The sequence below is a fragment of the Stenotrophomonas sp. TWI1183 genome, from assembly GCF_039673115.1.
Lineage (GTDB): Bacteria > Pseudomonadota > Gammaproteobacteria > Xanthomonadales > Xanthomonadaceae > Stenotrophomonas > Stenotrophomonas maltophilia_AA.
The window spans coordinates 60,679-85,010 of the sequence record NZ_JBDJKZ010000001.1 but is presented as its reverse complement, the minus strand read 5'-3'; the positions used below and the strand labels follow the sequence as shown (position 1 = coordinate 85,010).

Here is a 24,332-nt window from a genome sequence, read left to right as displayed (position 1 = left end):
TTACAGATCGTCGAAGCCATTGTCCGAATTGGTCTTCTTGTAGCTGGCGTTGCGCATCTCGAAGAAGTCCGTCTTGGTCTCGGTGAAGTTGTCGGCATACGCCTTGATCCACGGCATCACGTTGACGTTGGTCTCGCTGTACAGCTTCTCGATGCCGAGCATGCCGGCCATCTTGTTGGCGCGATACTTCACGTAGCGGATCATCTCGTCCACGTCGATGCCGTCGATGCCATCGAGCACTTCACCGGTCCAGCGCGTCTCCAGCTGGATGGCGTGCTCGAAGGCTTCATGCACGTAATCGGTCAGCTGCTCGCCCTGCAGGGCCGGGTTCTCGCCGATGATCGCGCGGATCAGTTCGCTGATGAACTTGGTGTGGGCCAGCTCGTCGCGGTTGATGAAGCTGATGATCTTGCCGGTGCCGGTCATGCGGTTCTGGCGGACCAGGTTGTAGAAGAACGCGAACCCGGAATAGAAATTGATCCCTTCCAGGATCGAGGACTGGATCAGCGCACGGATCAGGGTCTCGGCGGTCTTCTCGCGCATGAAGTCGTCGTAGGACTGCATGATCGGCGCGTTGCGGGCGAGGATGGTCGGGTGGGTGCGGGCGATCTCGAACACGCGGTTCTGGTCGGCCAGGCCGGCGATCGAGGCCAGCACGTAGCTGTAGCTCTCGTTGTGGATCACCTCCTGCTGGCCGATGATCGCGGCGTTGGCGTGCGCGGCGGGATCGGTGATGTACTCGGCGACGTTGTAGATGAAGCGCGTCTGCGGCGAGTCCAGCGTGGCGAGCAGGCCGATGATGGAGTCGTAGGCGTTCTTCTCGCGGGCGTTGAGCTCACCGTACTGGCGCGCGTCGCCCTTCATGTCGACTTCGTCTGGAATCCAGAAGTTGGTCGAGAGCTCCTTGTACGCCCGGTAGAAGGACGGGTAGGGGATGTCGTTCCAGTTGAGGATGCCGCTGGTGCGGCCGTTGATGATGCCGGTGGAGCGGTTGGGGTGGCGCGGTTCGAGGATCTTGATGCGTTCGAGGGGGATGGCCATGGGGTGTCCTTGGCTCTTTGCGATTGCATGGGTTGGCGGGGTTGCCGGCCAGCGGCCGGCACAACCGGTCAAGGGGCTGACGACCAACGGTCGTCGGATACCGGGCTACTGACGACCAACGGTCGTCAGCTACCGCACCATTCGCATTCGGCGATATCGATGTCGTTCGAGCGCACGTAGTAGGTCGTCTTCAGGCCTTCGCGCCAGGCGCTCATGTGCAGCGCGAGCAGGGTGCTGGCGCGGATGGTGCTAGGCACGTAGAGGTTGAAGCTGATCGACTGGTCCACGTGGCGCTGGCGGCGGGCGTTCTGGCGGATGCTGGCGAACTGGTCCACCCGGTACGCGCCTTTCTCGTAGTACGGGTAGGTGTCCAGCGACAGCCCCGGTGCGGCGACCGGGCGTCGGAAGTCCTTCTTTTCTTCGTAGTAGAACGCGCCGTAGACCGGGTCGATCGAGGCCGTGGAGCCGGCGATCTGGGCGGTGCTCATGTTCGGAGCAACCGCCATCAGCCAGCCATTGCGCAGGCCGTTGACCCCCACCTGCGCCGCCAGTTCGCGCCAGGCCGGGCTGTCGTAGCCACGGGCGCGGAAGTACTCGCCGTTCTGCCAGTCGCTGCCGACGAAGGCGCTGTAGCGGCCCTTTTCCTTGGCCAACGTCATGCTGGCCTGGATGGTCAGATAGTTGATGCGCTCGTACAGGCTGTCCGCATAGTCCTCGGCCTGGGTCGAGTTCCACTCGATCTGCTGCAGGGCCAGCAGGTGATGCCAGCCGAACGTGCCCAGGCCGATCGCGCGGTACTTGCGGTTGGTGATGGTCGCCTGCGGCACCGGCAGCTGGTTGAGGTCGATCACGTTGTCCAGCATCCGCACCTGGATCGGCACCAGTCGCTCCAGCACGTCGCTGCTCAGCAGGTCCGGGGCGGCCGTGACCGCGCGGCCCAGGTTGATCGAGGACAGGTTGCACACCACGAAGTCGCCGGCCTGCTTGGTCGTCACGATCTGGTCGCCGCTGATCATCTCCTGGATCATGCGGGTGGGGCTCATGTTCTGCAGGATCTCCGTGCACAGATTGCTGGAGTAGATGCTGCCGGCATGCTTGTTCGGGTTCATCCGGTTCACTTCATCCCGGTAGAACATGAAGGGATTGCCGGTCTCCAGCTGGCTGACCATGATCCGCTTGAACAGGTCGATGGCCTTGATCGTGCGCCGGCTGATGCGCTCGTCGGCGACCACCTCCTCGTACTTCTCGCGGAAGCTGCCTTGGCCGCGCTGCTCATCGTGGAAGTCCTGCAGGTACCAGCCCTTGATCCGCTTCACCTCATACGGATCGAACAGATACCAGTCACCCCGGCGCTCGACCGCCTCCATGAACAGGTCCGGCAGGCACACCGAGGTGAACACATCGTGCGCGCGCAGGCGCTGGTCGCCGTTGTTCAGGCGCAGATCGAGGAAGGCTTCGATGTCGCGGTGCCAGACATCCAGGTACACCGCGATCGCGCCCTTGCGCTGGCCCAGCTGATCCACGCTCACCGCGGTGTTGTTGAGCTGCTTGATCCACGGCACCACGCCGCCGGAGGAATTGGCCACGCCGCGGATCGAAGAACCGGCCGAGCGCACATAGCCCAGGTAGGCGCCCACGCCACCGCCATGCTTGGAGACGCGCGCCACGTCGGTATTGGAGTCGTAGATGCCCTGCAGGCTGTCGTCCACCGTATCGATGAAGCACGACGACAGCTGGCCGCCCACCTTGCCGGCATTGGCAAGCGTCGGCGTCGCCACCGTCATGTACAGGTTGGACAACGCCCAGTACGCCTCGCGCACCAGCAGCATGCGCCGCCGCCGTGAGCGCTCGCCGTGCTCGTGCTCGTGCTGCATCAGGTACAGCGCGATGGTCAGCCAGCGTTCCTGCGGCAGCTCGTACACCGCACGCGAGTGGTCGGTGGCGAGATAGCGGGTGGCGAGCAGATACAGGCCGTTGTAGGCGAACAGGGTGTCGCGCTCGGGCTCGATCATCTGCCCGGCTTCCTCCAGTTCGTCCTTGGAATAGGCCTTGAGGATGTCGATCGAGTACACGTTGCGGTCGGCCAGGCTCTCCTGCAGGCCCACGTAGGAGCCGTACTTCAGCGTGGCGTCGTAGAAGCGGTTCTTGCTGGCGCGCTTGTACAGGCGGCGCAGGTAGAGGCGGGCGGCGAAGTGTTCCCAGTCCGGCGCGGTGAGATCGATCCGCGATTCCGCCTCGCGGATCAGCAGGTCCACCATCTCATCGGCGCTGAGCTGCTGCCGGCGCGCGATCTGCCCGAGCACGCTGCGCAGGTAGTCCGCCACGTCCAGCTGCGGGAACTCGGCGTGCACGCTGTGCACGGTCCGCTCCAGCCGCCCCTGGTCGAACGGCATGCGCCGGTTGCCGCCTTCCTTGGTGATCCACAGCGTTTCATTGACGGTGGCCGCATCAAAGGCGGTATCGGTGGGCGGGGTGAGGGTCGAGGCGACGGTGTCGTCGATGTTCATGCGATCTCCTTGCATGGCGCAGTGCCCAGCAGGCGGCGCGGCAGAGCCGAGCGGCAGCCGGACAGAAGGCGTGTTGGGTGGGCAGGCCCTGCGTGTGCAGGAATACGTCGCCAGAGGCTCACATCGGTGGCGACGGGCCTTGCTTCCAGGCGCCGGTCAGGTGGTACGACGGGGCGTTGAAGAGCAACGCGGCGTCGAGACGGTGCACCGGGCCTGGCGGAAGCGGGGAGCCGATGGACACAACATAGTGGGGTAAGGGTAGATCGTCAACCGAAGATGTAGTGCTTTTTTGTCGCAGGGCACCAAGGTGGACATGAACATCTCATAAGGCCCGCCCTATCAAACGCAAATGCGAGCCGTTATCATTTAATCGATCACAGGGCGGTGATGCGTTGTGGTTCAACTTCTTATTGGCTGTGGTGTTCAATGTCTTCACGTCCTGTCGTTTCCGGTTTGCCCGCCCTCGTCTCCGCTGCCTTGCTCGGCACCATGGCGATGATGGCGTTCGTGTCGGTGATCGGCCCGGTGGTGCGGGTGCTGGGCCTGGCGGAGTGGCACGCCGGCCTGTCGGTCACCGCGGCGGGTGTGTTGTGGATGCTGTCGGCACGCCGCTGGGGCGCACTCAGCGATCGCATCGGCCGCAAGCGCGTGCTGCTGATCGCACTGGCGGCCTATGCCGTGATCTACGTGGCGCTGGCGGTGTTCGTCGATATGGCGCTGACCTCACCGCCGGCGATCTGGCTCTCCGTGCTGGTCCTGGTCGGCACGCGTGCCTTGGTCGGGCTGTTCTACGCCGCCGTGCCGCCGACCGCCGCGGCGATCATTGCCGATCAGGCTGCCCCGGGGCAGCGCGGCAGCGTGATGGCCAAGCTCGGCACCGCCAACGCGCTGGGCATGGTGCTCGGTCCGGCCGCCGCGGGGTGGATCGCCTACCAGAATCTCTCGCTCACGCTGTATGTGGCCGCGTTGTTGCCGTTGCTGTCGCTGCTGATGATCTGGTGGCGGTTGCCGAATACGCCCCCCGTCGCGCCGAGGCATACCGGCCCCAAGCCGACCCTCGGGCTGGGCGATGCACGCCTGCGCCTGCCGCTGCTGGCGGTGTTCGCCGCGATGATCTCGGTGACCATCGCGCAGGTGACGGTCGGCTTCTTCGCGATCGACCGCCTGCGCCTGTCGCCGGCAGACGGTGCGCGTATGGCCGGGCTGGCCCTGACCGCCGTCGGCGTGGGCCTGATCTTCGCGCAGGGGCTGGTGATGAAGCTCAAGGACATCCGCCCGACGCGCTGGATCCTGGTCGGCGCACTGATCTCCGGATTGGGCTTTGCGTCCGTCGCGCTGGTCAGCGTGCCGTGGCAGCTGCTGGCCAGCTATGCGATCGCTGCGTTCGGCATGGGCTTCGTGTTCCCCAATTTCCAGGCGCTGGCCGCCGATTCGGTGGAGGCGCACGAGCAGGGCGCTGCCGCGGGCACGGTCGCGTCGGTGCAGGGCATGGGCATGGTGGTCGGGCCGATGATCGGCACGCTGCTGTACCGCTGGTCGCCGAGCGCGCCGTACCTGCTGGTCGGCGTGGTGCTGCTGATCCTGGCCATCTCCGCAGCGGCGCACCGCGAGCGGGGTGCGGCATGAACGGGATGCTCGCCACCGGTGTGACCGAGGAGATGACCGACACCACCACCATCGACGCCGCCGATGCGCCGTACTTCCTGCTGCGCAGCCCGCAGCAGGCGATGGAAGCGCAGGGTGTGCGCGCGCGGCTGCCATCCGGCGCCACCGCCACGCTGGCCGGGCGCGTCGCCGCGTTCTTCGCCGCGCCGCGCTCCGGCCCGCGCTTGCTGGTGGGCGCGGTGCCGTTCGATCCCGAGCAGGGCGATGCGCTGTATCAGCCGGATCACGTCTCCGGCCAACCCGTGGTGGTCCGTGTGGAAACGCCAACGCTGGTCGGTGATGTGGTCGCTGAGCCGTCTGCGGATGCGTACGCGCAGGCAGTGGCAACGGCCGTCACCGAATTGCAGCGCAGCGACAGTCCGCTGGAAAAAGTCGTGCTGGCGCGCAGCCTGCGTGTCACCACCGCACAGCCGCTGCATCCGCGCGTGCTGGCCGCGCGCCTGGGCAAGGATCCCAGCGTGGCCACCTATGTGGTGCCGGTGCCTGTCGCGGGCGCGGCCGACCCGGCCTGGCTGGTCGGTGCCACCCCGGAGCTGCTGGTCTCCAAGCGCGGTGACCGCGTGCTGTCGCACCCCCTCGCAGGTTCGGCCCGTCGTTCGGCCGATCCCGCCGAAGATGCGCGCGCCGCCGAAACGCTGCTGGCCTCGGCCAAGGATCATGACGAACACCGCCACGTGGTCGAGGCCATCGTCGCCGCGCTCGCCCCGTTGTGCCACCACGTCGAAGCGCAGCCGCGCCCGACGTTGCATGCCACCGCGACCATGTGGCACCTCGGTACCCGCATCCATGGCACGTTGAAGGACGCGTCAGTGTCCTCGGCCGCCCTGGTCGCCTTGCTGCATCCCACTCCGGCGGTGTGCGGTACGCCGCGCCAGCAGGCGCTGGCGCTGATCCGCCAGGCCGAGCCGGTGGCGCGTGGCTTCTATGCCGGCGCCGTCGGCTGGACCGACGCCCAGGGCGATGGCGACTGGTACGTGGCGATCCGCTGCGCACGGGTGCAGGGCACCGAAGTGCGCCTGTATGCCGGTGCCGGCATCGTCGCGGACTCACACCCCGATCTCGAGGTCGCCGAAACGGCTGCCAAGTTCATGGCCCTGCTGACCGCGCTCGGCGTCCATGACGTTCGTTCTTTCTGATGTGCGGGAGCTGTCCATGAACGCATCCTTCTCTTCCTCCCGGGTGCCGTTGCGCCAGGTCTGGCCACCGGCCCTGGTCGCGCGCTACCGTGCTGCCGGGCACTGGCGTGGCGAGACCTTCCCGGGTTTCCTGCGCGAGCGCGCCGAGCGCTTCGCCGGTGACATCGCCGTGGTCGGTGGTGATACGCGCCTGACCTATGCGCAGCTGTGGCAGGAGGCCGGCCGGATCGGCGCCGGCCTGCTGGCCCAGGGACTGGCACCGGGTGACCGGGTGGTGGTCCAGCTCGGCAACGTGCCCGAGTTCGTCACCGTGGTCTGCGGCCTGTTCCGTGCCGGCCTGATTCCCGTGTATGCGCTGCCCGCGCACCGCATCACCGAAGTCACGCATTTCGCGCGCAAGGCCGAAGCCAGTGCGTACATCGCGGCCGCGAGCCATGACGGCTTCGACTACCGCACCCTGGCGCGCGAGCTGCAGTCGCAGGTGCCGGACGTGCAGCACGTCGTCATCGCCGGTGATGCGGCCGGGTTCACCGCGCTCGACACGCTGGCCGGTGACCTCGAACAGCTGCCTCCCGATCCGGACCCGCAGTCGGTCGCGTTCCTGCAGATTTCCGGCGGCAGCACCGGCCTCTCCAAGCTGATCCCGCGCACGCATGACGACTATCTGTATTCGTTCCGCGCCAGCAACGCGATCTGCGGCATCACCCGGGACAGCGTGTATCTGGTCGCGCTGCCGGCCGCGCACAACTTCCCGATGAGCTCGCCGGGGTTCTTCGGCACGCTGTACGCCGGGGGACGCGTGGTGCTCAGCCCCGGTGCGGGCCCGGACGCCGCGTTTCCCTTGATCGCGCGCGAGCGGGTCACCTGTGTCGGCCTGGTGCCGCCGCTGGCGCTGCTGTGGGCCCAGGCCGCCGCGACCACAGCCCACGATCTCTCCAGCCTGCAGGTGGTGCAGGTCGGCGGCGCCAAGCTGGTGCCGGAAGCTGCGCGCCGCGTCATCGCCGGGCTGGGCTGCACCCTGCAGCAGGTGTTCGGCATGGCCGAGGGCCTGGTCAACTACACGCGCCTGCACGACAGCGAGGACCTCATCGTCTCCACCCAGGGTCGCCCGATCAGCGAAGACGACGAGGTGCTGGTGGTTGATGACCAGGGCAACCCGGTCGCAGAGGGCGAAACCGGGCATCTGCTCACCCGCGGCCCGTACACCATCCGCGGCTACCACAACGATCCGGCCGCCAATGCGCGTGCCTTCACCGAAGATGGCTTCTACCGCACCGGCGACATGGTCCAGCGGCTGCCGGGCGGCTATCTGGTGGTGCAGGGCAGGGCCAGCGACCACATCAACCGCGCCGGTGAAAAAATCTCCGCCGAGGAAATCGAAGACCATCTGCTGGCGCACCCGAGTGTGTTCGATGCCGCCGTGGTCTCGATCCCCGATGATTACCTGGGTGAGCGCAGCTGCGCCTTCATCATTGCCCAGGGCGAGCCGACCAGGGCCGCCAGCCTCAAGGCCTGGGTCCGCAGCCGCGGCCTGGCTGCGTTCAAAGTGCCGGACCAGATCGTGTTCGTCGATGCCTTCGGCACCACCGCGGTCGGCAAGATCAGCCGTCGCGAACTGCGTGCCCAGCTGCGCGAACGTTTCATGCAACAGACAGGAGAAACGCGCTGATGGCGCTGCCCAAGATCCAACCGTATCCGCTGCCCACCCAGGCCGAGCTGCCGACCCCGCGTGGCGCCTGGCAACCGGACACCGCGCGCGTGGCGCTGCTGGTGCATGACATGCAGCGCTACTTCCTGGCCGCCTTCGCGCCGGATGCGGCACCGCTGGCCCCGGCTGTCGCCAACATCGCGCGCCTGCTCACGCACTGCCGTGCGCGTGGCATCCCGGTGTTCTACACCGCCCAGCGCGGCAACCAGGACCGGCGTGATCGTGGCCTGCAGGCCGATCTGTGGGGCCCGGGCATGTCCGCCACCGAAGAACACGAAGCCATCATCGAGGCCGTGGCCCCGGTGGAGGGCGACCATGTCCTGGTCAAACACCGTTACAGCGCGTTCCAGCGCAGCAATCTGGAGACGATGATGCGCGCCCGCAACCGCGACCAGTTGCTGGTCACCGGCGTGTACGCGCATATCGGCTGTACCGCCACGGTCGCCGAAGGCTTCCAGCGCGACATCGAGAGTTTCATCGCCGCCGATGCGGTCGCCGATTTCTCGCGGGCCGACCATGACCTGGCCCTGCACTGGATCGCCCGCACCTGTGGCGTGCCGATGACCACCGATCACCTGCTGGAGATGCTGGCATGACCGCACTGACCCTGGAGCGCATGCGCGCCGATGTCGCCGGGATGCTCGGCGAAGCCCCCGAGGACATCCAGGACGACGAGAACCTGATGGACCTGGGGCTGGATTCGATGCGCGTGCTCGGCCTGGTACTGGCCTGGGGCAACACCGGCATCCCGCTGGAATTCAGTCATCTGGCCGAACACGCCACGCTGGGTGGCTGGTGGACCGTGGTGCAGCGTCTGCAGGCCGAGGCGGCGACCAGCGCATGAATGCCCGTGCGGTGCCAGGCGCGGCCGGGCCCATCGTCCGCGGGCTGAGCGAGGCCCAGGCGGGCCTGTGGTATGCCCAGCGACTGGCGCCGGACAATGCCGCGTTCAACACCGCCCACGCCGTCTGGATCGAGGGTGCCCTGGATGTCGCGGCTTTCGTGCGTGCCGCCGATCAGGCCGCGCAGGAAGCGGAGGCGCTGGCACTACGCATCGTCGAAGACGCGCAGGGCGCGCCCGGCCAGTGGATCGAACCGCAGCACACGCCAAGGTTGCAGGTGCTGGATCTGTCCGATCAGCCGGACCCCGCCGCCGCCGCACGCGAGGCCATGCAGCGCGACCGCCTCAGCCCGGTCGATCCCGCCCGCGATCGGCTCAGCCAACAGCGCCTGTTCCTGCTCGGTCCGGCGCGCAGCGTCTGGTACCTGCGCGTGCATCACCTGGCCACCGATGGCTACGGCATGGGCCTGCTCACCGAGCGCGTCTGCGCGCTGTATGCAGGTCATCCGCAGCAGGCTGCGCTGGCGCCGTTGCTGCCCGTGCTGGATGAAGACGCACAGTACCGTGACAGCGAGCGCCGCACCCGCGATGCCGCTTACTGGCGCGAGGCCATGGCCGACGCGGCGGCCGCCACCGGCCTGCAGGCGGGCGTGGCGCCGGCCGCAGCGGATGCGCTGCGCCATGTGCAGCCGATCGATACCACCCTGCGCGAGCGCCTGCACACGGCGGCCGCCGCGATCGGCCAGCCCTGGCCGGACCTGCTGACCGCGCTTGGTGCGGAGTACTGCCGCCGGATCAGTGGTGAAGCGGAGGCGGTGATCGGCGTGCCCTTCATGGGCCGCCTCGGCAGCGTCTCCGCCCGCGTCCCCGCGATGGTGATGAACGTCCTGCCGCTGCGGGTCGCGGCCACGCACGACAGCGTGGATGCGTATGTGCGCGACATCGCGATGCGCCTGATGCGGGGCCGGCGCCATGGTCGCTACCGGGGTGAGCAGCTGCGGCGCGACCTCGGCCTGATCGGCGGCCAGCGTCGCCTGCATGGTCCGCTGGTCAATGTGCAGCCGTTCTATCGGCCGCTGCAGCTGGCCGGCGTCACTGCGGCGCTCGAGGTGCTCTCCACCGGTCCAGTCGATGACGTGACGCTCGGCTTCCGCGGGGATGGCGTGGCCGTGCTCGATCTGGAGATCGAGGCCAATCCCACGCTGTACACCCCCACACAGGCGCAGGCGCATGCCGCGCGCCTGCTGCATTTCGTGTCGGCCGCGCTGGACGTACAGGCCAGCGGCGGCGCGATCACCTCGGTGCCGCTGCGCACGCCCGCCGAAGCGCAGCGCTATCTGCATGACATCAACGCCACGGCGCATCCGGTGCCCGAGCTCAGCCTGGCCGCGCTGATCAGCGCACGGATGGCAGCGACGCCGACGGCCACCGCGGTCGTCTTCGGCGCGCATCAGCTGAGCTTCGCCGAGCTGGAGCAGCGCAGTCGTGCGTTGGCCCTGCAGCTGCAGGCGCAGGGCGTGGGCCGCGAGGCGAGGGTGGTGGTGGCGCTGCCGCGCTCGCTGGAGCTGATCATCGCCCTGGTCGCCGTGCTGCGTGCCGGTGGCGCCTACCTGCCGGTGGACCTGGCCCATCCGGACGAGCGCCTGGCCCGGATCCTGCGCTCGGCGCAGCCGGTCTGCGTGCTGGCGCTGGCAGATGATCGCGCGCGGTTCCCGGGCACACCCGTGCTGGACCCGGCCCAGTGGCAGCGCCACAACGACGCCACACTGACCATCGTGCCGCAGCCGGACGATGCGGCCTATGTCATCTATACCTCCGGCTCCACCGGCGAGCCCAAGGGCGTGCTGATCGAGCACCGCGCCATCGTCAACCGGCTGGAGTGGATGCGCGAGCATTACGCGATCCAGCCGGACGACCGCATCCTGCAGAAAACTCCGGCCACCTTCGATGTCTCGGTGTGGGAGTTCTTCCTGCCGCTGATCAGCGGCGCCACCCTGGTGGTGGCCCCGCCCGAGGCGCATCGCGATCCGCTGGCGCTGGCCGCACTGATCCGCCAGCACGCGATCACCACCCTGCATTTCGTGCCGTCCATGCTGGCCGCGTTCCTGGCCGCCCCGGCTGCGCGCGGGCTGCAGCTGCGCCGCGTGTTCACCAGCGGCGAAGCACTGGATGCCGCACTGCGTGACCGCTTCCATGCCACGGTCCAGGCCGAGCTGCACAATCTCTATGGCCCCACCGAGGCAGCCGTGGATGTCAGCTTCTGGCCGGCCAGCCAGGACGACACTTCCGCGCCGGTGCCGATCGGCCATCCGGTCTGGAATACCCGCCTGTACGTGCTCGATGCCGGCATGCAACCGCTGCCGCCCGGCGTCGCCGGCGATCTGTATCTCGGCGGTGTGCAGCTGGCACGCGGCTATCTGGGGCGCGACGATCTGACCGCCGAGCGCTTCCTGCCCGATCCGTTCGTTGCCGGGGGACGCCTGTATCGCACCGGCGACGTGGCGCGCTGGCGCGAAGACGGGGCAGTGGAGTATCTCGGCCGCAGCGATCACCAGGTCAAGCTGCGCGGACTGCGCATCGAGCTAGGCGAAATCGACGCTGCACTGCGTTCGGCACCGGGCGTCACCCGGGCGGAAGTGCTGCTGCGCGAAGACCGCCCCGGCGAGCCGCGGCTGGTGGCCTACCTCAACGCGGGTGGCCCTGCGCTGGAGACGCTGCGGGGGCATCTGGCCAGTCGGCTGCCGGACTACATGGTGCCCGCTGCCTTCGTGGAACTGGACCACTGGCCGGTCACGTCCAACGGCAAACTGGATCGCGCCGCATTGCCCGCACCGGCGCAGGCGTCCGTCTCGGGCGTTGCGCCGCGCACCGAGACCGAGCAGGCGCTGGCCGCGCTGTTCGCTGAGACGCTGGGGTTGAGCACACCGGTCAGTGCCGATGCCGATTTCTTCGCCCTGGGCGGCGACTCCCTCAGCGCCGTACATCTGCTGCTGGCGATCCAGCAGCGGTGGCGCTGCGAGCTGGGCCTGGGCGCGGTCTTCGCGGCACCGACGGTCGCCGCACTCGCGGCCCGTATCGACGCACCCCCGGCCGCCACCGACCATGGGCTCGCCCCGATGATCCGGCTGGCCAGCGGAGATGCCGCGCTCGCCCCGCTGTATGTGATCCATCCTGCCGGCGGCATCGCCTGGAACTACCGCGACCTGGCCCGCGCACTCTCACCCGCGCGCGAGGTGCAGGGCCTGCAGTCGCCGGTGCTCGATCCGAGCCGGCCGCTGCCGGCGAGCATCGAAGAGCTGGCGGCCGATTACGCGGAGCGCATCCTGGCATTGGGCCGGCCCGGGCCGGTGCATCTGCTCGGATGGTCGGTGGGCGGCATCCTCGCCCAGGCCATGGCGGTGCATCTGCGTGGGCGCGGCCACGAGGTCGGCGTGCTGGCGCTGCTCGATGCCTATCCCAGCGAGTGCTGGCGGGCCGAACCCGAGCCGGACCCGATTGCCGCGCTGCGCGCCCTGCTCGCCATCGCCGGGCATGATCCGGAGGCGCATCCCGAGCTGGACAGCCGCGCCCGCATCCTGGCGTTCCTGCGCCGTGGCGACAGCGCACTGGGCAACCTGCCGGATATCGTCCTCGATGGCGTGGTCCGCGCCGTCACCGGCACCAACCGCCTGATCCGTGCCCATCACCACACGCACTACGACGGCCTGCTGCTGCACGTGCGCGCCGGCCGTGACCATGTTGCCCGCCCGCAGCTGCAGTCCGCCTTGTGGCAGACCCATGCCGCCCGCGTGGAGGCGATCGACCTTCCCTACCTGCACGCCGAACTCACCGGCCGCGATGCCGTGGCGCAGATCGCGCCCTGGCTGGATGCGCATCTTCGGCGGCACGACCTACACAGGACATCAGCATGAAACTGACCGGATTCGACGGCACCATCGCACTGGTCACCGGGGCGGGCGGCGGCATCGGGGCGGCACTGGTCGAGCAGCTGCACGACAGCGGCTGCATCGTGATCGCGACCGACGTGGTAGCGCCCGAGCCTGTGGCCGGGGCAGGGCAGTCGACCGTGCACGCCAGAGCACTGGACGTGACCGACCCGGCCGCGGTGGATGCACTGGTGGCCGAGGTGGAAACCCAGATCGGGCCGATTGGGTTCGGCATCAACGTCGCCGGCGTGGTGCAGACCGGTACCGTTGTCGACACCGACGACACGGAATGGCGCCGGGTGTTCGCGGTCAACGCGGACGGCGTCTTCCACGTCTCCCGTGCGCTGGCGCGGGTGATGTCGCCGCGGCGCAGGGGCGCGATCGTCACGGTCAGCTCCAACGCGGCAGGCGTCCCGCGCCACGGGATGGCCGCCTACGCCGCCTCCAAGGCCGCGTCCACCATGTTCACCCGCTGCCTCGGCCTGGAGCTGGCGCCGCTGGGCATCCGCTGCAACATCGTGGCCCCGGGCTCGACCCTGACCCCCATGCAGACCGGCATGTGGGCGGACGGGCAGGGCGCGCAGCGGGTGATCCAGGGCAGTCCGGAGACGTACAAGGCCGGCATACCGCTGCAGAAGCTGGCGAGCCCGGAGGATATTGCCAACGCCGTGATGTTCCTGCTCTCCGACCAGGCCGGCCACATCGCGATGAGCGATCTCTACGTGGACGGGGGCGCCACGCTGCGCGGCTGAGGATGGCAGTGGCTGTCGCACGGGCTGTAGGAGCCGAAGAGACGTTCCACATCCTCCCTGGCGCGCTCGGCGAGCAGCAGCGCCAGCGCGACGGCGTGGTTCTCCAAGGGCTCCGGAAGCGTCCATCGATCTTCCATCGGCACCAGCAACAGGGATGTCAGGACGTTGAAATCCCTGCCATGCGTGGGGGCCTGCGCGTACCGTTCGATCAGCGTCTGCATCCGCTGATCTGGCGGAAGCGCGCGCAGTGCCACCAGGTCGTGGCTGCTCAGTACCGCAGGAAGACGTACTGCGCACACGGCTGCGACCTTGACGGTGGGGTGCCCGTATGAATTCAGGGAGACCCACTGCTTTGCAAGTGCTTTGCAGCGGGCGGCCAAAGCAATCGGCGCAAGTGTTCTGAGCAGCTCCTCAGGCCCATAACCTTCCCAGGGCAGCGCCTCTGCGTTGGAGTGCATACGCCGACGTTGAACGTCGGGCAGCGCTTCCCAGGTAATCGATGGTGCCAGTCGCGCCTCGTCGATCTCGACAGTGCGGTACGTGGCGAGCTCAAGGAATCGGGCCTTGTCACGGTGAACTGCGCTGTCCAGCACCAGTTGCGCCATGTCCTGCGCAGCCACGCCGCGCATGTCATCGGCGTGGTAGCTGTATCGAGTGAGCTTCAGCGCGTCCCGCTCGGTGTCGGTGAACATCTTGCGCATGACACCGCGCGTGAATGTGAACATTGACAACGGATCTGCGCGCCAGACCCCGCCGCGCGCATCCCATTCCAGGGTCACGGTGCCCTCCATGCGCCTCGTCGGCTGCGAAGCCAACGCCGCCTCCGCTGCGCGGATCTGCATCTCCATTCTTTCGTGGCGCGACAGCCCGGGATGAAATGCGTCCGGTGGAAGTACGACGTCTGCGAGTTCACAGTACACAGCCACATCGCGCGGCGTCCTGTCCCCGGGGTCATCAGCTGACGGCAGGGGGCTGGCAGCCCCGCAGCGGCCGTTGCGCCGCACGGCGTCCAGCCGCTCGATGAACGTCCGCCGCAGCGCCTCGAGGGAAGGTGCATCCGGCGTCCGGTGAACGTCCATGCGCCGCAGTTCCTGGCGCTGGAGGATGATCGATTGGATCTCGTCCAGTCCATCCCTCGCTTCACGCTTTGACTGCTTGTGATATCTGGCGAGCTGCGCGGAACTGTCCGCGTCGGCCAGCATGTACTGGCGCACACTCAGCTCGGCGATATGCTGGAGCAGGGAAGGCGGCTCCGCCGCGGTACCGGGCTGTGTTCGGTTGCCCGCATGCAATGAGAGGCTGGTCGCGGCGACCAGCGCGACCAGCGCCAGGGAGCGAGCTTGCATGCAGCGCATCAGCTTCCGTCAGACATCATCCAGCGCAGTGCAGCAGGCAACGAGCGCTGCCGAGATTGCGGCCTCTCGATCCAGGCGTTGGGTTCGTACGCGCGCCGGACACGCTTTTGGCCTCCATGTTTGCCTCCCGTTCAGCTGCAGCGAGAATTACGCCGCAGTGCAGCACGACGCGGGCTTGAGCGGTTGCAAGATATTCAGTTTCCGTTGCAATGAATTGCAAAGTATTGAATGTAAAGCGCTTTTAAAAGTTCTTGCATGGCCTTGGGCAGGCCGCGGTGGTCTCATGTTCGGCACGTGGACAGCCCCTGACGAAGGGCAGCCCCCAACGCTCCGCGTCGCCACATTTCCGAACATGAAGGATTTCCATGAAACGCACTACCCAGATGCCCAGGGCTTCGGCCCGCCAGGGCGGCTTCACCCTCATTGAACTGATGATCGTCGTGGCGATCATCGCCATCCTGGCCGCCGTCGCGATGCCGCAGTACCAGGATTACGTGGCCAAGGCGCAGACCGCGGCGGCCCTGGCGGAAATCACCCCGGGCAAAGTCGGCGTGGAGACCCTGATGGCCGAAGGCGCGAAGAGCGCTTCGCCGGCCGATCTCGGCCTGCAGAGCGTCACCTCACGCTGCAGCAAGGTCGCCGTGGAGATGGCTGCCGCCGGCGCTGCGTCGCTGACCTGCACGCTGAAGGGCGGCAGTAAAGTGTCCGGCGACCTGGTACTGGCCCGTAATTCCGATGGCGTCTGGACATGCAGCAGCACCATGACTGAGAAAAATCTGTTGCCGTCCATCTGTCGTCCCGCCAGCACCTCCTGACCGAGCGGGTGTTGCGCGCCCGGGGAACCTCTGGCGCGCACGGAGGGCCGTCGCGGCCCGCGCGCCATCCTGCACCGCCACGCGGTGCCGCATCGACCCCACCAGGCCACCATGACCCGCTTTCGTCGCCTTCCTTTCAGCCTCGCTGAGCCTGCTGCGCCTGTATCGGCGCCCGTGGGTTTCGTCGAGCAGTTGAATCACCGCCTGAGTGTAGGGGCGCTGCTGCACGAACGCCTGCAGTTCGCGTCCGTCACCCTGCGCGGAGAAACGCTGTGCTGGCTGGACCTGCGCAACGGTCGCGTGCTCATGGCCGAGCCGGCAGAGCAGATGACCGTGCGGCTGCAGGTCGCGATCTCCGGCCCCTTGTCCGGCCTGTCACTGTCGCCGCTGGATGCGGACGCATTCGAGCGGCAGGCGCAGTACACCCGCGCCGCAGCGCTGCGGCCAACGCTGTGGCAGGCAGGATTGAGTGCCTGCACGGCCAACGCGCCGCTGCCGCCGCTGACCGCACAGAGCAGCCTGCAGCTGCGTCGCTGGCCGGACTTCCGGGTGCTCGCGCACCGTCACGGCGACTTCCGCATCTGCGCCCTGCTGATCAAGCGCGCGATGGACGTGGACGCCTGCGCCGCGGCGTTGAGCGTGCCGCGCGCCGAAGTGCAGTCGTTCTTCAATGCCGCCTATCTCAGCGGCTATGCCTACCTGGTGCAGACCCAGACCCAGCCGGTGCTGCGCCAGAGCAACGGTCGCGGCCTGGTCCAACTGTGGCGGGACGTTCGCGCCCGCTGGAGCGCTTGATGATGCGTGAGTACAAGATTGTGGTGCTGGGGCCGATGGGCGCAGGCAAGTCGACCCTGGTGCAGGCCCTGGCCCAGGGCCGCGCGGTCAGCACCGAGGTGTGCAATACCGATCCGAGCATCGACAAGCCGCTGACCACGGTCGCCATGGATTACGGCGACATCGACCTGCCCGGCGGCAACCGGCTGCGTCTGTATGGCACACCGGGACAGATCCGCTTTGCCTTCCTGTGGCCGATTCTGCTGGAGGGGGCGAGCGGGGCGATCCTGCTGGTCGACGCCAGCGCGGGTGACCCGGCGGCACAGGTCCGTGCGCATCTGGACGCGCTGGAGCAGTACAGCGCGCACCTGCCGGTGGTGATCTGCCTGACCCGGTTGGACTCGGCCTCGTCCGCGCAGGTTGCGGCATGCGAGGTGTGGTTGCACGCCTATCCCGAACCCCTCCCGGCACTGCCACTGGATCCGCGCGATCCACAGCAGGTGCTGACCGTCATGGATGTACTGATGAGCCAGATCGAATGCCTGACCTTGGTGGAAGACGATGCATAGCGCCGACGTGACTCCGCTGCGTTGCGCGGCCAACCCGCTGTTGGATCCGCATCTGTCCGGCCTGGTGGCTGCGGTGGATGGCGTGTCCGGCGTGGTGGTGGCCAGCCTGGACGGCTTCGCGCTGGCCCAGGTCGGGCGTGCCGATGGTACCGCCGAACGCCTGGCCGCCATGACCAGCTCGATGCTGGGGCTGGCCAATGCGCTCGGCCGTGAGCTGGATATCGGCGTGCTGGACACCCTCCTGCTCGATGCCGAACACGGCAAGGTGCTGATGCTCACCATCCCCGCGCAACCCACGCGGCTGCTGATGACGGCCTGCAACCAGGACTGTGTGATGGGCCAGATCCTCTGGCATGCCAAGCAATGCGTACGCGCCATCGCTGCCGCGATGGACACCCCATGACGACCGGCCTGCGCGCCGCGCGTCCCGAAACCAATGACTGACTTTCTGAAGACACGACAATGAACAATTCAATCGAAACATCGCTCGCGGCCCTGATGCAGATCAACGGCGCCCAAGCCGTGGCCCTGGTCGACTACGAGAGCGGCATGCTGCTCGGCGAAGCCGGTTCCGGCGTGGACATGGAGCTGGCCGCGGCCGGCAACACCGAGGTCCTGCGCGCCAAGATGAAGACGGCCGAGACGCTGAAGCTCAATGACACCATCGAGGATGTCCTGATCACGCTGGGCCGCGCCTACCACGTGCTGCGCCCGGTGGCCGCGCGCAAGGGCCTGTTCTTCTACGTCGTGCTCGATCGCCAGAAGGCCAACCTGGCCCTGGCCCGCCGCATGGTGCTGGATGTGGAAGGCGCGCTCTCGCTGTAACACCGGGGCGTACGCGCCCTGCAACGCCTGGGGATGGGGTAGCCGTGTTCGCCGGGGAAGGGCGGGCACGGCGTTTTGCTGCCCGACGCGTGGAACTGACAGGAGAAGCGGAACATGACACATCGCACCAGATCACGACGTAAACCGGGCGTCCGCCTCCACGCCAGTGCAGGCGTCACCCTGATCGAGCTGATCATCGGCGTCGGCATCCTGGCCACCCTCCTGGCCATCGCAATTCCGTACTATCAGAACTATGCAACGCGGGCACGCATCACCGCGATGCTCGCCGAAGTGTCCACTGCAAAACCCGCTGCGGAACTGCTGGTGATGGAGGGCGTGCACGGGCCGACCATCCAGGATCCGGCCGCGATCGGTCTTTCTGGCCCCACCCATCTCTGCCCGACGCTCAGGGTGACCGTCACCGCATCGTCCGGACGGGCGACGATCTTCTGTGAGGCCGGGTTCTGGGAGCATATCCAACTGGTCTACGACGCTGAAACTGGCTGGACCTGCAAGACGCTTTCCTACAACGACCGTCCTCGCAACCGCTGGGCGCCTGAGGGCTGCAGCCCCGTCTTCGGTTGAGGATGGCCGCCCATCATGGATGATCCAACACGCTTGCTTACCTCTGGCGCGACGGGGTGCGTGCGCCTTCCTGGTGCCGGCTCGGGCGGCGCGCCCAAAGGCATCACCAGTGCCTGGATGCAGTTGCGTGGCAGCGCGACGGTGCGGTGCCGGGAAGGAACCTTCCTGCTCGGACGAGGCGACTGGATTCTGCTCGATCGCCAGTCAGAGCCACGCGTGGAGAACGATCGGCGGGGCATCTGCATGGGCCTGCACCTCGCATCGGATAGCCTTGCCGCGCTCGGGGAGGGGGCAAATCCCCTCTATCCCGGCCGTGGGCGGATGTGCCGGGCGGAGATGCAGATCGCTGTGCGCCTGTGGCGCCGTACGGGCGTGATGCCGGACGGCAGAGTTGCTGTGCGTGATGATCTGCACCCACTGTTGCTCCTGATGGCCGATCTCCAGCGCTGCATCACCGACGGCGCGGATCGCTGCCCGGGGCGATCACACGCGCAACGGGCCGGGTTGATGGCGAGCCTGCAGCGCGCCCGGCTCTACCTGGAAGGTCATCCGCAGGTCGACCACAGCGTCGACGACCCGGCCGGGTTCGCTGGACTGCCCGCGCGTTACTTTTCCCGTGTGTTTCAGACCGTGTATGGCGTGTCGCCGCTGTCGTTTGCAGGGCGTGTGCGGCTGGACCACGCTGTGCGGCAGCTGCGGGAGGGAGGGATGACCCTTGATCAGGTCGCCGTGATCTGTGGCTTCAAGCATCGCGGGACGTTGGTACCTGCGTTGCGTGCGCATCTTGGGCTGGGGCGGATGGAGAGGATTGGGGATCATCTCTAGCCCCTCTGTTCGCCATGCTCCTCCCCATCATCGGCCGGGCTCCGGCTCAGCGAAGCCACCAATGCCCAGATCTTCGCGTCGGCAGGGTGGCCATTGATGGCATGCACTTTCAGGCACTGCTGCAGCTCGCACAGTGCCGCCACTGCCTCGACGTCGGCCACCATGGAAGCGGCGCCCTGCATGCGATGCGCCATCGCCAGCGCGCCACGCCAGTTCTGGACGCGCAGCGAAACTTCCAGCCCGCTGCGGTCGGTGCGCATCTGTTTGTGATAGATGTCCATCATGCTTGCGCCTTCCTCGACCGGCGCGATGGCGGCTCTGGCCGCGGGCGCAGGACACCCGGTTGCCGCGTCAAAGGCACTCCAGTCGATCGGCTTGCCGAGATAGACCTCCACCCCGGCATGCGCATACGCGGTCCGATCGATCGCCTCCGGGGAGGCCGAGATGGACAGGATGCGCGCGGGAGGCCAATCCTGGCATCGCTCGATGGCCCGGATCTCCAGCGCGACGTCGCCGCCGTCGGCATCCAGAAGGTCACCGTCCACGGTGATGATGCCGAACGGGCCCTGCTGTTTCATGGTCCGGAACGCGGCGGCGCCCGAACTGGCGATTAAAGCGTCCAGGCCAAGGCCGCAGAGACGACGGACCATGATCCTGGCGATGGCAGGCTGATCCTCGATGACCAGCGCACGGGCGATGGCCGGGGCCGCGACCGGCTCGACCGGTGCCGCGATGAAGGCCTCCTCTGCGCCGAGTTGGGCCCGCAGGATGGCCACGAACGTGGCCCCCATACGCGGCTCGCTGCAGACAACGACATCCCCTCCGTGTGCGCGCGCGATCCGCCGGCACAGTGACAGCCCGATGCCGGCGCCGTGCTTCAGGCGGCCGATCCGCGTCGCACTGAAGGGCTCGAAGATGTGGGCAAGGTCTTCCGTGGGAATGCCTGGACCGACATCCGTCACGCTCAGCCGAATGGCACCGGCCTGGCCGACGCCGCCGAGGAAACGCAACTGGATCGTCACATCGCCGTGATCGCTGAACTTGATCGCGTTGGAGATGAGATTGCTGGCGATATGATGCAGTGCGCGCGCATCACACAACGCCTGTCGGGTGTCCGTGCCTTCCATCTGCAGGATGAGGCGCAAGCCCTTGCAGCGCGCCAGCGGACACATCGCGGAGAGGCATTCTTCCACCACCTCATTGGCGTTCTTCAGAAAGGCGGCATCCGCGCGCTCGGGCTTGTTGCGGAACATGAACTCCAGTGCATTGGTCAGGGTGTGCTTGAGCGCATCGGCGGCCGAGCGGGCCGAGCGCAGCAGCCGGTCGCGCTCATCGGCGTCGGCTTCGGCCTCCAGCAGGTCGATGGCGGAAATGACGGAGGCCGCACCATTGCGCATTTCGTGATTGACCAGGGTGAGAATCCTCGCCGCGCTGGCCTGCCGAGCCGCCAGTGCCCGGGCGTTGCGCTGGGCTCGGGCCACCGCCAGCAGGAAAGCGAGGAGGGCAAGGCAAAGCACGGTCACGTGCACGCGGTAGTGGGACAGTACCGCGCGCAGCGTAGGTGGAGAGCGGTACAGCGCGTTCAACCAGCGCTCCAGGATGTCCTGCCGGGTATCCAGCGGCAGCGAGAGGAAGGTCTGATGGGCCATGTCCATTTCGCCCGCGCGATGCGGCAGCGATGCCACGCGCATCTCCACCGGCGGCGCGTCGGGTACTGCCTGCACGGCCAGGCGATCGTCGAACCGTTTTCGGGTCAGCGGGGCCAGGACCGCGTCCACCCCCAGCGCGGCATCGATGGCGCCCCGATCCACGGCGTCGAGCATTTCGTCCACGTTGGCCATCTGGTAGATGTCGATGTCGGGAAAGTTCTGGGCCAGAAAGGCCCGGTACTCGCCGTTGCCGATCACCCCGACCCGCATCCCGCTCATCGACCAGAGCGCCCGCGGTGCCGCGGACCGGCGGGTGACCATGACGGTGCTGCCGGTGTAGAACGAAGGCGACAATGCCACCGAGGCGGGCAGCATCGCTGCCGTGGACGGCAGTGAAAAGGCCAGCCCATCGACCTGTGCGTGCTCAAGCAGCAGCGCCGCGCGCTCGATGGACGGCGCGCGCACCAGCTTCAGCTTGAGCCCGGACAGCGCCTGCACCGCTTCCAGGTAGGCGCTGGCGCCGCCGTTGGCGGAGTCGCCCGAGAGCCCGTGCTGACTGGCCAGTTGGGGTCCGATCGCCAGAAGGTAGGGCACGCGCTGCGTTGTGGTGGGCCACAGGGCCAGCCACAGGAGGGTGCTGCCGAGGGCGAGCGCGGTTGCCAGCCACGCCACCCGCCGTACATGTTTTCGGTCGAGGATCGATAGATACATGCGCGCTAGAAGTACACGCGGCAACGCAATGCGGGTATGCAACAAGTACGAAATCTATCGTGGCAGGCGAGAACTGAGGCACAGAACATCTTTTGTCCCGCAAACAGGCGAGACGACGGCGTGCCATGGGTCGCGCTGCGGACGTGACGCACTCTCACCATCGTCACGATGATTCCACGCCTTGCTGCCTGGGCGATCCCTAAGCTGGAGCTCCCGTCGCGAAGTTCGCCTGCCCATGACCACAGCACTGCATGACCTCGACGCACTCGAGCCCATCGATATCGAGGGACTGAAAGCACAGGGCGTGCCTCCGGTCGCCCAGTACCTGGTGGACCAGGAAAAGTTCGTCCTGCTCGGTGGCAAGCGCGGCATCTATCGCCTGGCCGGAGCGGATACGGTGTGCTACTTCACCAGCCTGGATCAGATCCGGCTGCATCTGCTGGGGCAATCGTTGACCCGGCTGACGGTGGAGCTTGCGTAGCGGTCAGCTCAGATACCACCATGCCGCGGCAGCGGCGCAGGCACGTTCAACTGCCCGCCCGCCGCCACATAGGCCGCCAAGGCTTCGCCCTGGCTGAGCAGATGCCGGTTCATCATCTGCTCGGCGGCTTCGGCATCGCGGTTGCGGATGCACTCCATCAGGGCACGATGCTCGGCCAGTGACTGCGCCATGCGGCCCGGGGTCAGCAGCTGACGGCCGCGATGCATCTTCAGGATGCGGTGCAGATCGTGGGTGACGCGGATCAGCCATGGGTTGCCGGCGTGCGTCTGCAGGCTCTCGTGGATCAGGTAGTTGTTGCGGTAGTACTCGGCCAGATCGCCCGCGGCGGCGGCCGCTTCCATCGCATCGTGCAGGGCCTGCAGCTGCACCACGCCCTCATCGTCGATGCGCTTGACCGCCTCATGCACGCAGCGGCCTTCCAGCATCGCCATCACCGGGAACAGCTGGTTGAGGTCTTCCAGGGTGAGGCGGGTGACGCGGCTGCCACGGCCGGCGTCCAACTGGACCAGCCCCTCGGCCGCCAGCAGCTTCAGGCTCTCGCGCAGCGGGGTACGGCTGATCCCCAGCTCTTCGGCAAGCATCGGCTCGTCGATCCATTCGCCCGGTGGCAGCTCGTAGTCGTAGATCTTCTGGCGCAGCCGCTCGGCCACTTCTTCGTAGAGCGGTACGCGTTTCTTCGACAGGCGGGGACCAGGGGCCAGGGGCATGGCAGGGCTTCATGGGCAGATGTAGAGCATTCTACCGGCTCATGGCGGGCCTGCCGGTGCAGGCCCGCCATCGGCTCACATCCAGCCCGGCACCACGAACAGCAGCCACGCCAGCAGCGGGCCAAAGGCCACCACCAGGCCGCTGTAGACCAGGAAGCGGCGGAACAGCGCCTCGCGCTCTTCCTTCGCGGCCGAGGCCACGACCAGCGCACCGTTGGTCGAGAACGGGCTCACGTCCACCACGGTGGAGGAGATCGCCAGCGCGCAGATCACGCCGGCCGCGCTCAGGTGCCCCTGCATCAGGAACGGCACGGCCAGCGGAATGGTGGCGCCCAGTACCGCGGCGGAGGATGCGAACGCCGAGACGATGCCACCGACATAGCAGACCAGCAGCGCGCCCAGCAGCGGAATGCCGATCGCCCCCACGCCATGCCCGATGTAATCCACCGCGCCGGCCTGCTGCAGCACGGCCACGTAGGTGACCACGCCGCTGATCAGCAGCACGGTCGACCAGCTGATGCCATCCACCGCACCCTTCTGCGAGTTCGGCGAGAGCAGGGCGAGCACCACCGCGACGGTGATCGAGACCAGGCCGACGTTGAGGTTGTAGACCAGTGCGGCGATACCCAGGCCCAGCAGGCCGATCAGGGTGAACACGCGCTCGCGGTTGATGCGCACGTCGTCCAGCGCATCCGGATCATTGGAGAGCGTGCCGCCACCGGCCGAGACCAGGGCGCCATGGCCTTCGATCGCGAACTGGCGCGAGGACGCCTGGCTGCCGGCCACCAGTGGCTCGGTCGCGGTCGGCGCGCGGCGCATCAGGGCCAGCCCACCAAAGGCGAAGAAGCAGATGATGCCCATCAGCAGGTTGAAGCCCAGGCTGGTCAGGAACACGGCCATTTCCGTGACTTCCAGCCCGGCTTTCTGCACGACCTGGTTGGTGATGCCGCCATAGACGCTGATCGGCGAGAAGCCGCCGGCCTGCGCGCCATGGATCACCAGCAGGCCCATCATCAACGGATTGATCTTGTACTGCTTGGCGAAGCGCAGCGCGACCGGACCGATGATCGCCACCGCGGCCGGGCCGAGCGCGCCGAACGCGGTGAGCACCGCGGTGACCACGAACATCACCCATGGAATGGCCACGATGTGACCGCGCACGGCCTTGACCGCCCAATGCACGAGCAGATCGATGGTGCCGTTCTTCTGCGCGATGGCGAACAGGTAGGTGATGCCGACCAGGGTCAGGAACAGGTCGCCCGGGAAACCGGCCAACACCTCCTTGCCCTCCATGCCGACGAACAGGCCGCCGATGATGAAGGCCAGCGCGAAGGCCACGGCACCCATGTTGATGGGCAGCGCGGTGGCCACGATGAACATGATCACCAAGCCGATGATCGTTGCGATTTGCGGACTCATGCGCCCTCCCGAGACACTTG

At 67.3% G+C, this 24,332-nt stretch carries 21 protein-coding genes; 15 read left to right on the top strand and 6 right to left on the bottom strand.

Features of this window, described 5'->3' with window-relative positions; all coding sequences use genetic code 11:
- Complete coding sequence (locus ABE434_RS00405; RefSeq protein WP_346477367.1) at nt 1-1,041, bottom strand: ribonucleotide-diphosphate reductase subunit beta; 1,041 nt, start codon at nt 1,039-1,041, stop codon at nt 1-3.
- Nucleotides 1,042-1,166: 125 nt separating this feature from the next.
- Nucleotides 1,167-3,563 (bottom strand): ribonucleoside-diphosphate reductase subunit alpha, encoded by a 2,397-nt coding sequence (locus ABE434_RS00400; RefSeq protein WP_346477366.1) that lies wholly within the window; start codon nt 3,561-3,563, stop codon nt 1,167-1,169.
- 411 nt (nt 3,564-3,974) lie between these two features.
- On the opposite strand from ABE434_RS00400, the gene ABE434_RS00395 reads away from it, so the two are divergent.
- The 7 genes from ABE434_RS00395 to ABE434_RS00365 are packed head-to-tail and all read left to right on the top strand — an operon-like array spanning nt 3,975 to nt 13,576.
- Entirely contained in the window at nt 3,975-5,174 is a 1,200-nt protein-coding gene (locus ABE434_RS00395; RefSeq protein WP_346477365.1) for an MFS transporter, read from the top strand.
- On the top strand, nt 5,171-6,349 hold the full coding sequence (locus ABE434_RS00390; protein ID WP_346477364.1) for an isochorismate synthase: 1,179 nt from the start codon (nt 5,171-5,173) through the stop codon (nt 6,347-6,349). Before ABE434_RS00395 ends, ABE434_RS00390 begins: the two co-directional genes overlap by 4 nt.
- Nucleotides 6,350-6,365: 16 nt before the next feature.
- Nucleotides 6,366-8,018 (top strand): AMP-binding protein, encoded by a 1,653-nt coding sequence (locus tag ABE434_RS00385; protein ID WP_346477363.1) that lies wholly within the window; start codon nt 6,366-6,368, stop codon nt 8,016-8,018.
- Nucleotides 8,018-8,653 carry an isochorismatase family protein gene (locus ABE434_RS00380; RefSeq protein WP_346477362.1) on the top strand — a complete coding sequence of 212 codons (636 nt, stop codon included), beginning with the start codon at nt 8,018-8,020 and terminating at the stop codon, nt 8,651-8,653. The genes ABE434_RS00385 and ABE434_RS00380 overlap by 1 nt, the downstream gene beginning before the upstream one ends.
- Nucleotides 8,650-8,901 carry a phosphopantetheine-binding protein gene (locus tag ABE434_RS00375; protein ID WP_346477361.1) on the top strand — a complete coding sequence of 84 codons (252 nt, stop codon included), beginning with the start codon at nt 8,650-8,652 and terminating at the stop codon, nt 8,899-8,901. Before ABE434_RS00380 ends, ABE434_RS00375 begins: the two co-directional genes overlap by 4 nt.
- Nucleotides 8,898-12,809 (top strand): amino acid adenylation domain-containing protein, encoded by a 3,912-nt coding sequence (locus tag ABE434_RS00370; RefSeq protein WP_346477360.1) that lies wholly within the window; start codon nt 8,898-8,900, stop codon nt 12,807-12,809. The genes ABE434_RS00375 and ABE434_RS00370 overlap by 4 nt, the downstream gene beginning before the upstream one ends.
- Entirely contained in the window at nt 12,806-13,576 is a 771-nt protein-coding gene (locus tag ABE434_RS00365) for a 2,3-dihydro-2,3-dihydroxybenzoate dehydrogenase (protein WP_346477359.1), read from the top strand. The genes ABE434_RS00370 and ABE434_RS00365 overlap by 4 nt, the downstream gene beginning before the upstream one ends.
- Here ABE434_RS00365 and ABE434_RS00360 read toward each other — a convergent pair.
- Nucleotides 13,543-14,922 carry a hypothetical protein gene (locus ABE434_RS00360; protein WP_346477358.1) on the bottom strand — a complete coding sequence of 460 codons (1,380 nt, stop codon included), beginning with the start codon at nt 14,920-14,922 and terminating at the stop codon, nt 13,543-13,545. The genes ABE434_RS00365 and ABE434_RS00360 overlap by 34 nt on opposite strands.
- 374 nt (nt 14,923-15,296) lie before the next feature.
- On the opposite strand from ABE434_RS00360, the gene ABE434_RS00355 reads away from it, so the two are divergent.
- The 7 genes from ABE434_RS00355 to ABE434_RS00325 all read left to right on the top strand — a co-directional run bounded on the left by ABE434_RS00355 (nt 15,297) and on the right by ABE434_RS00325 (nt 19,324).
- Nucleotides 15,297-15,746, top strand: coding sequence for a pilin (locus tag ABE434_RS00355; RefSeq protein WP_346477357.1), 450 nt, complete (start codon nt 15,297-15,299; stop codon nt 15,744-15,746).
- Between the two features lie 111 nt (nt 15,747-15,857).
- Nucleotides 15,858-16,541 (top strand): hypothetical protein, encoded by a 684-nt coding sequence (locus tag ABE434_RS00350; RefSeq protein ID WP_346477356.1) that lies wholly within the window; start codon nt 15,858-15,860, stop codon nt 16,539-16,541.
- Nucleotides 16,542-16,543: 2 nt separating this feature from the next.
- Nucleotides 16,544-17,089: an ATP/GTP-binding protein gene (locus tag ABE434_RS00345; RefSeq protein WP_346477355.1), complete on the top strand. Its 546-nt coding sequence runs from the start codon at nt 16,544-16,546 to the stop codon at nt 17,087-17,089.
- A 7-nt stretch (nt 17,090-17,096) separates the two neighbouring features.
- Nucleotides 17,097-17,492, top strand: a complete 396-nt coding sequence (locus tag ABE434_RS00340; protein ID WP_346477354.1) for a roadblock/LC7 domain-containing protein — start codon at nt 17,097-17,099, stop codon at nt 17,490-17,492.
- 95 nt (nt 17,493-17,587) lie between these two features.
- Entirely contained in the window at nt 17,588-17,914 is a 327-nt protein-coding gene (locus ABE434_RS00335) for a hypothetical protein (RefSeq protein ID WP_346477685.1), read from the top strand.
- A 114-nt stretch (nt 17,915-18,028) separates the two neighbouring features.
- On the top strand, nt 18,029-18,499 hold the full coding sequence (locus tag ABE434_RS00330) for a pilin (RefSeq protein WP_346477353.1): 471 nt from the start codon (nt 18,029-18,031) through the stop codon (nt 18,497-18,499).
- Nucleotides 18,500-18,514: 15 nt separating this feature from the next.
- Entirely contained in the window at nt 18,515-19,324 is an 810-nt protein-coding gene (locus ABE434_RS00325) for an AraC family transcriptional regulator (RefSeq protein ID WP_346477352.1), read from the top strand.
- On the opposite strand, the gene ABE434_RS00320 is transcribed toward ABE434_RS00325, so the two are convergent.
- On the bottom strand, nt 19,321-21,729 hold the full coding sequence (locus tag ABE434_RS00320) for an ATP-binding protein (RefSeq protein ID WP_346477351.1): 2,409 nt from the start codon (nt 21,727-21,729) through the stop codon (nt 19,321-19,323). The genes ABE434_RS00325 and ABE434_RS00320 overlap by 4 nt on opposite strands.
- 190 nt (nt 21,730-21,919) lie before the next feature.
- Here ABE434_RS00320 and ABE434_RS00315 point away from each other — a divergent pair, with 190 nt between their 5' ends.
- On the top strand, nt 21,920-22,165 hold the full coding sequence (locus ABE434_RS00315) for a hypothetical protein (protein ID WP_346477350.1): 246 nt from the start codon (nt 21,920-21,922) through the stop codon (nt 22,163-22,165).
- A gap of 8 nt (nt 22,166-22,173) precedes the next feature.
- Here ABE434_RS00315 and ABE434_RS00310 read toward each other — a convergent pair whose 3' ends face one another.
- The gene (locus tag ABE434_RS00310) at nt 22,174-22,893 is read right to left on the bottom strand and encodes a GntR family transcriptional regulator (RefSeq protein WP_346477349.1); all 720 of its coding nucleotides are present in this window, start codon (nt 22,891-22,893) and stop codon (nt 22,174-22,176) included.
- Between the two features lie 75 nt (nt 22,894-22,968).
- A complete protein-coding gene (locus ABE434_RS00305) occupies nt 22,969-24,312 on the bottom strand; it encodes an SLC13 family permease (RefSeq protein WP_019184589.1) in 1,344 nt (447 codons plus the stop codon).
- Nucleotides 24,313-24,332 lie beyond the last annotated feature (20 nt).

Bases quoted from the DNA above. Each gene is read 5' to 3' on its own strand.
- ABE434_RS00310 (WP_346477349.1), bottom strand. From the start codon at position 22,893: ATGCCCCTGGCCCCTGGTCCCCGCCTGTCGAAGAAACGCGTACCGCTC.
- ABE434_RS00370 (WP_346477360.1), top strand. From the start codon at position 8,898: ATGAATGCCCGTGCGGTGCCAGGCGCGGCCGGGCCCATCGTCCGCGGG.
- ABE434_RS00335 (WP_346477685.1), top strand. From the start codon at position 17,588: ATGCAGATCAACGGCGCCCAAGCCGTGGCCCTGGTCGACTACGAGAGC.
- ABE434_RS00315 (WP_346477350.1), top strand. From the start codon at position 21,920: ATGACCACAGCACTGCATGACCTCGACGCACTCGAGCCCATCGATATC.
- ABE434_RS00380 (WP_346477362.1), top strand. From the start codon at position 8,018: ATGGCGCTGCCCAAGATCCAACCGTATCCGCTGCCCACCCAGGCCGAG.
- ABE434_RS00305 (WP_019184589.1), bottom strand. From the start codon at position 24,312: ATGAGTCCGCAAATCGCAACGATCATCGGCTTGGTGATCATGTTCATC.
- ABE434_RS00405 (WP_346477367.1), bottom strand. From the start codon at position 1,041: ATGGCCATCCCCCTCGAACGCATCAAGATCCTCGAACCGCGCCACCCC.
- ABE434_RS00330 (WP_346477353.1), top strand. From the start codon at position 18,029: ATGACACATCGCACCAGATCACGACGTAAACCGGGCGTCCGCCTCCAC.
- ABE434_RS00395 (WP_346477365.1), top strand. From the start codon at position 3,975: ATGTCTTCACGTCCTGTCGTTTCCGGTTTGCCCGCCCTCGTCTCCGCT.
- ABE434_RS00360 (WP_346477358.1), bottom strand. From the start codon at position 14,922: ATGCAAGCTCGCTCCCTGGCGCTGGTCGCGCTGGTCGCCGCGACCAGC.
- ABE434_RS00355 (WP_346477357.1), top strand. From the start codon at position 15,297: ATGAAACGCACTACCCAGATGCCCAGGGCTTCGGCCCGCCAGGGCGGC.
- ABE434_RS00400 (WP_346477366.1), bottom strand. From the start codon at position 3,563: ATGCAAGGAGATCGCATGAACATCGACGACACCGTCGCCTCGACCCTC.
- ABE434_RS00350 (WP_346477356.1), top strand. From the start codon at position 15,858: ATGACCCGCTTTCGTCGCCTTCCTTTCAGCCTCGCTGAGCCTGCTGCG.
- ABE434_RS00390 (WP_346477364.1), top strand. From the start codon at position 5,171: ATGAACGGGATGCTCGCCACCGGTGTGACCGAGGAGATGACCGACACC.
- ABE434_RS00325 (WP_346477352.1), top strand. From the start codon at position 18,515: ATGGATGATCCAACACGCTTGCTTACCTCTGGCGCGACGGGGTGCGTG.
- ABE434_RS00365 (WP_346477359.1), top strand. From the start codon at position 12,806: ATGAAACTGACCGGATTCGACGGCACCATCGCACTGGTCACCGGGGCG.
- ABE434_RS00385 (WP_346477363.1), top strand. From the start codon at position 6,366: ATGAACGCATCCTTCTCTTCCTCCCGGGTGCCGTTGCGCCAGGTCTGG.
- ABE434_RS00375 (WP_346477361.1), top strand. From the start codon at position 8,650: ATGACCGCACTGACCCTGGAGCGCATGCGCGCCGATGTCGCCGGGATG.
- ABE434_RS00345 (WP_346477355.1), top strand. From the start codon at position 16,544: ATGCGTGAGTACAAGATTGTGGTGCTGGGGCCGATGGGCGCAGGCAAG.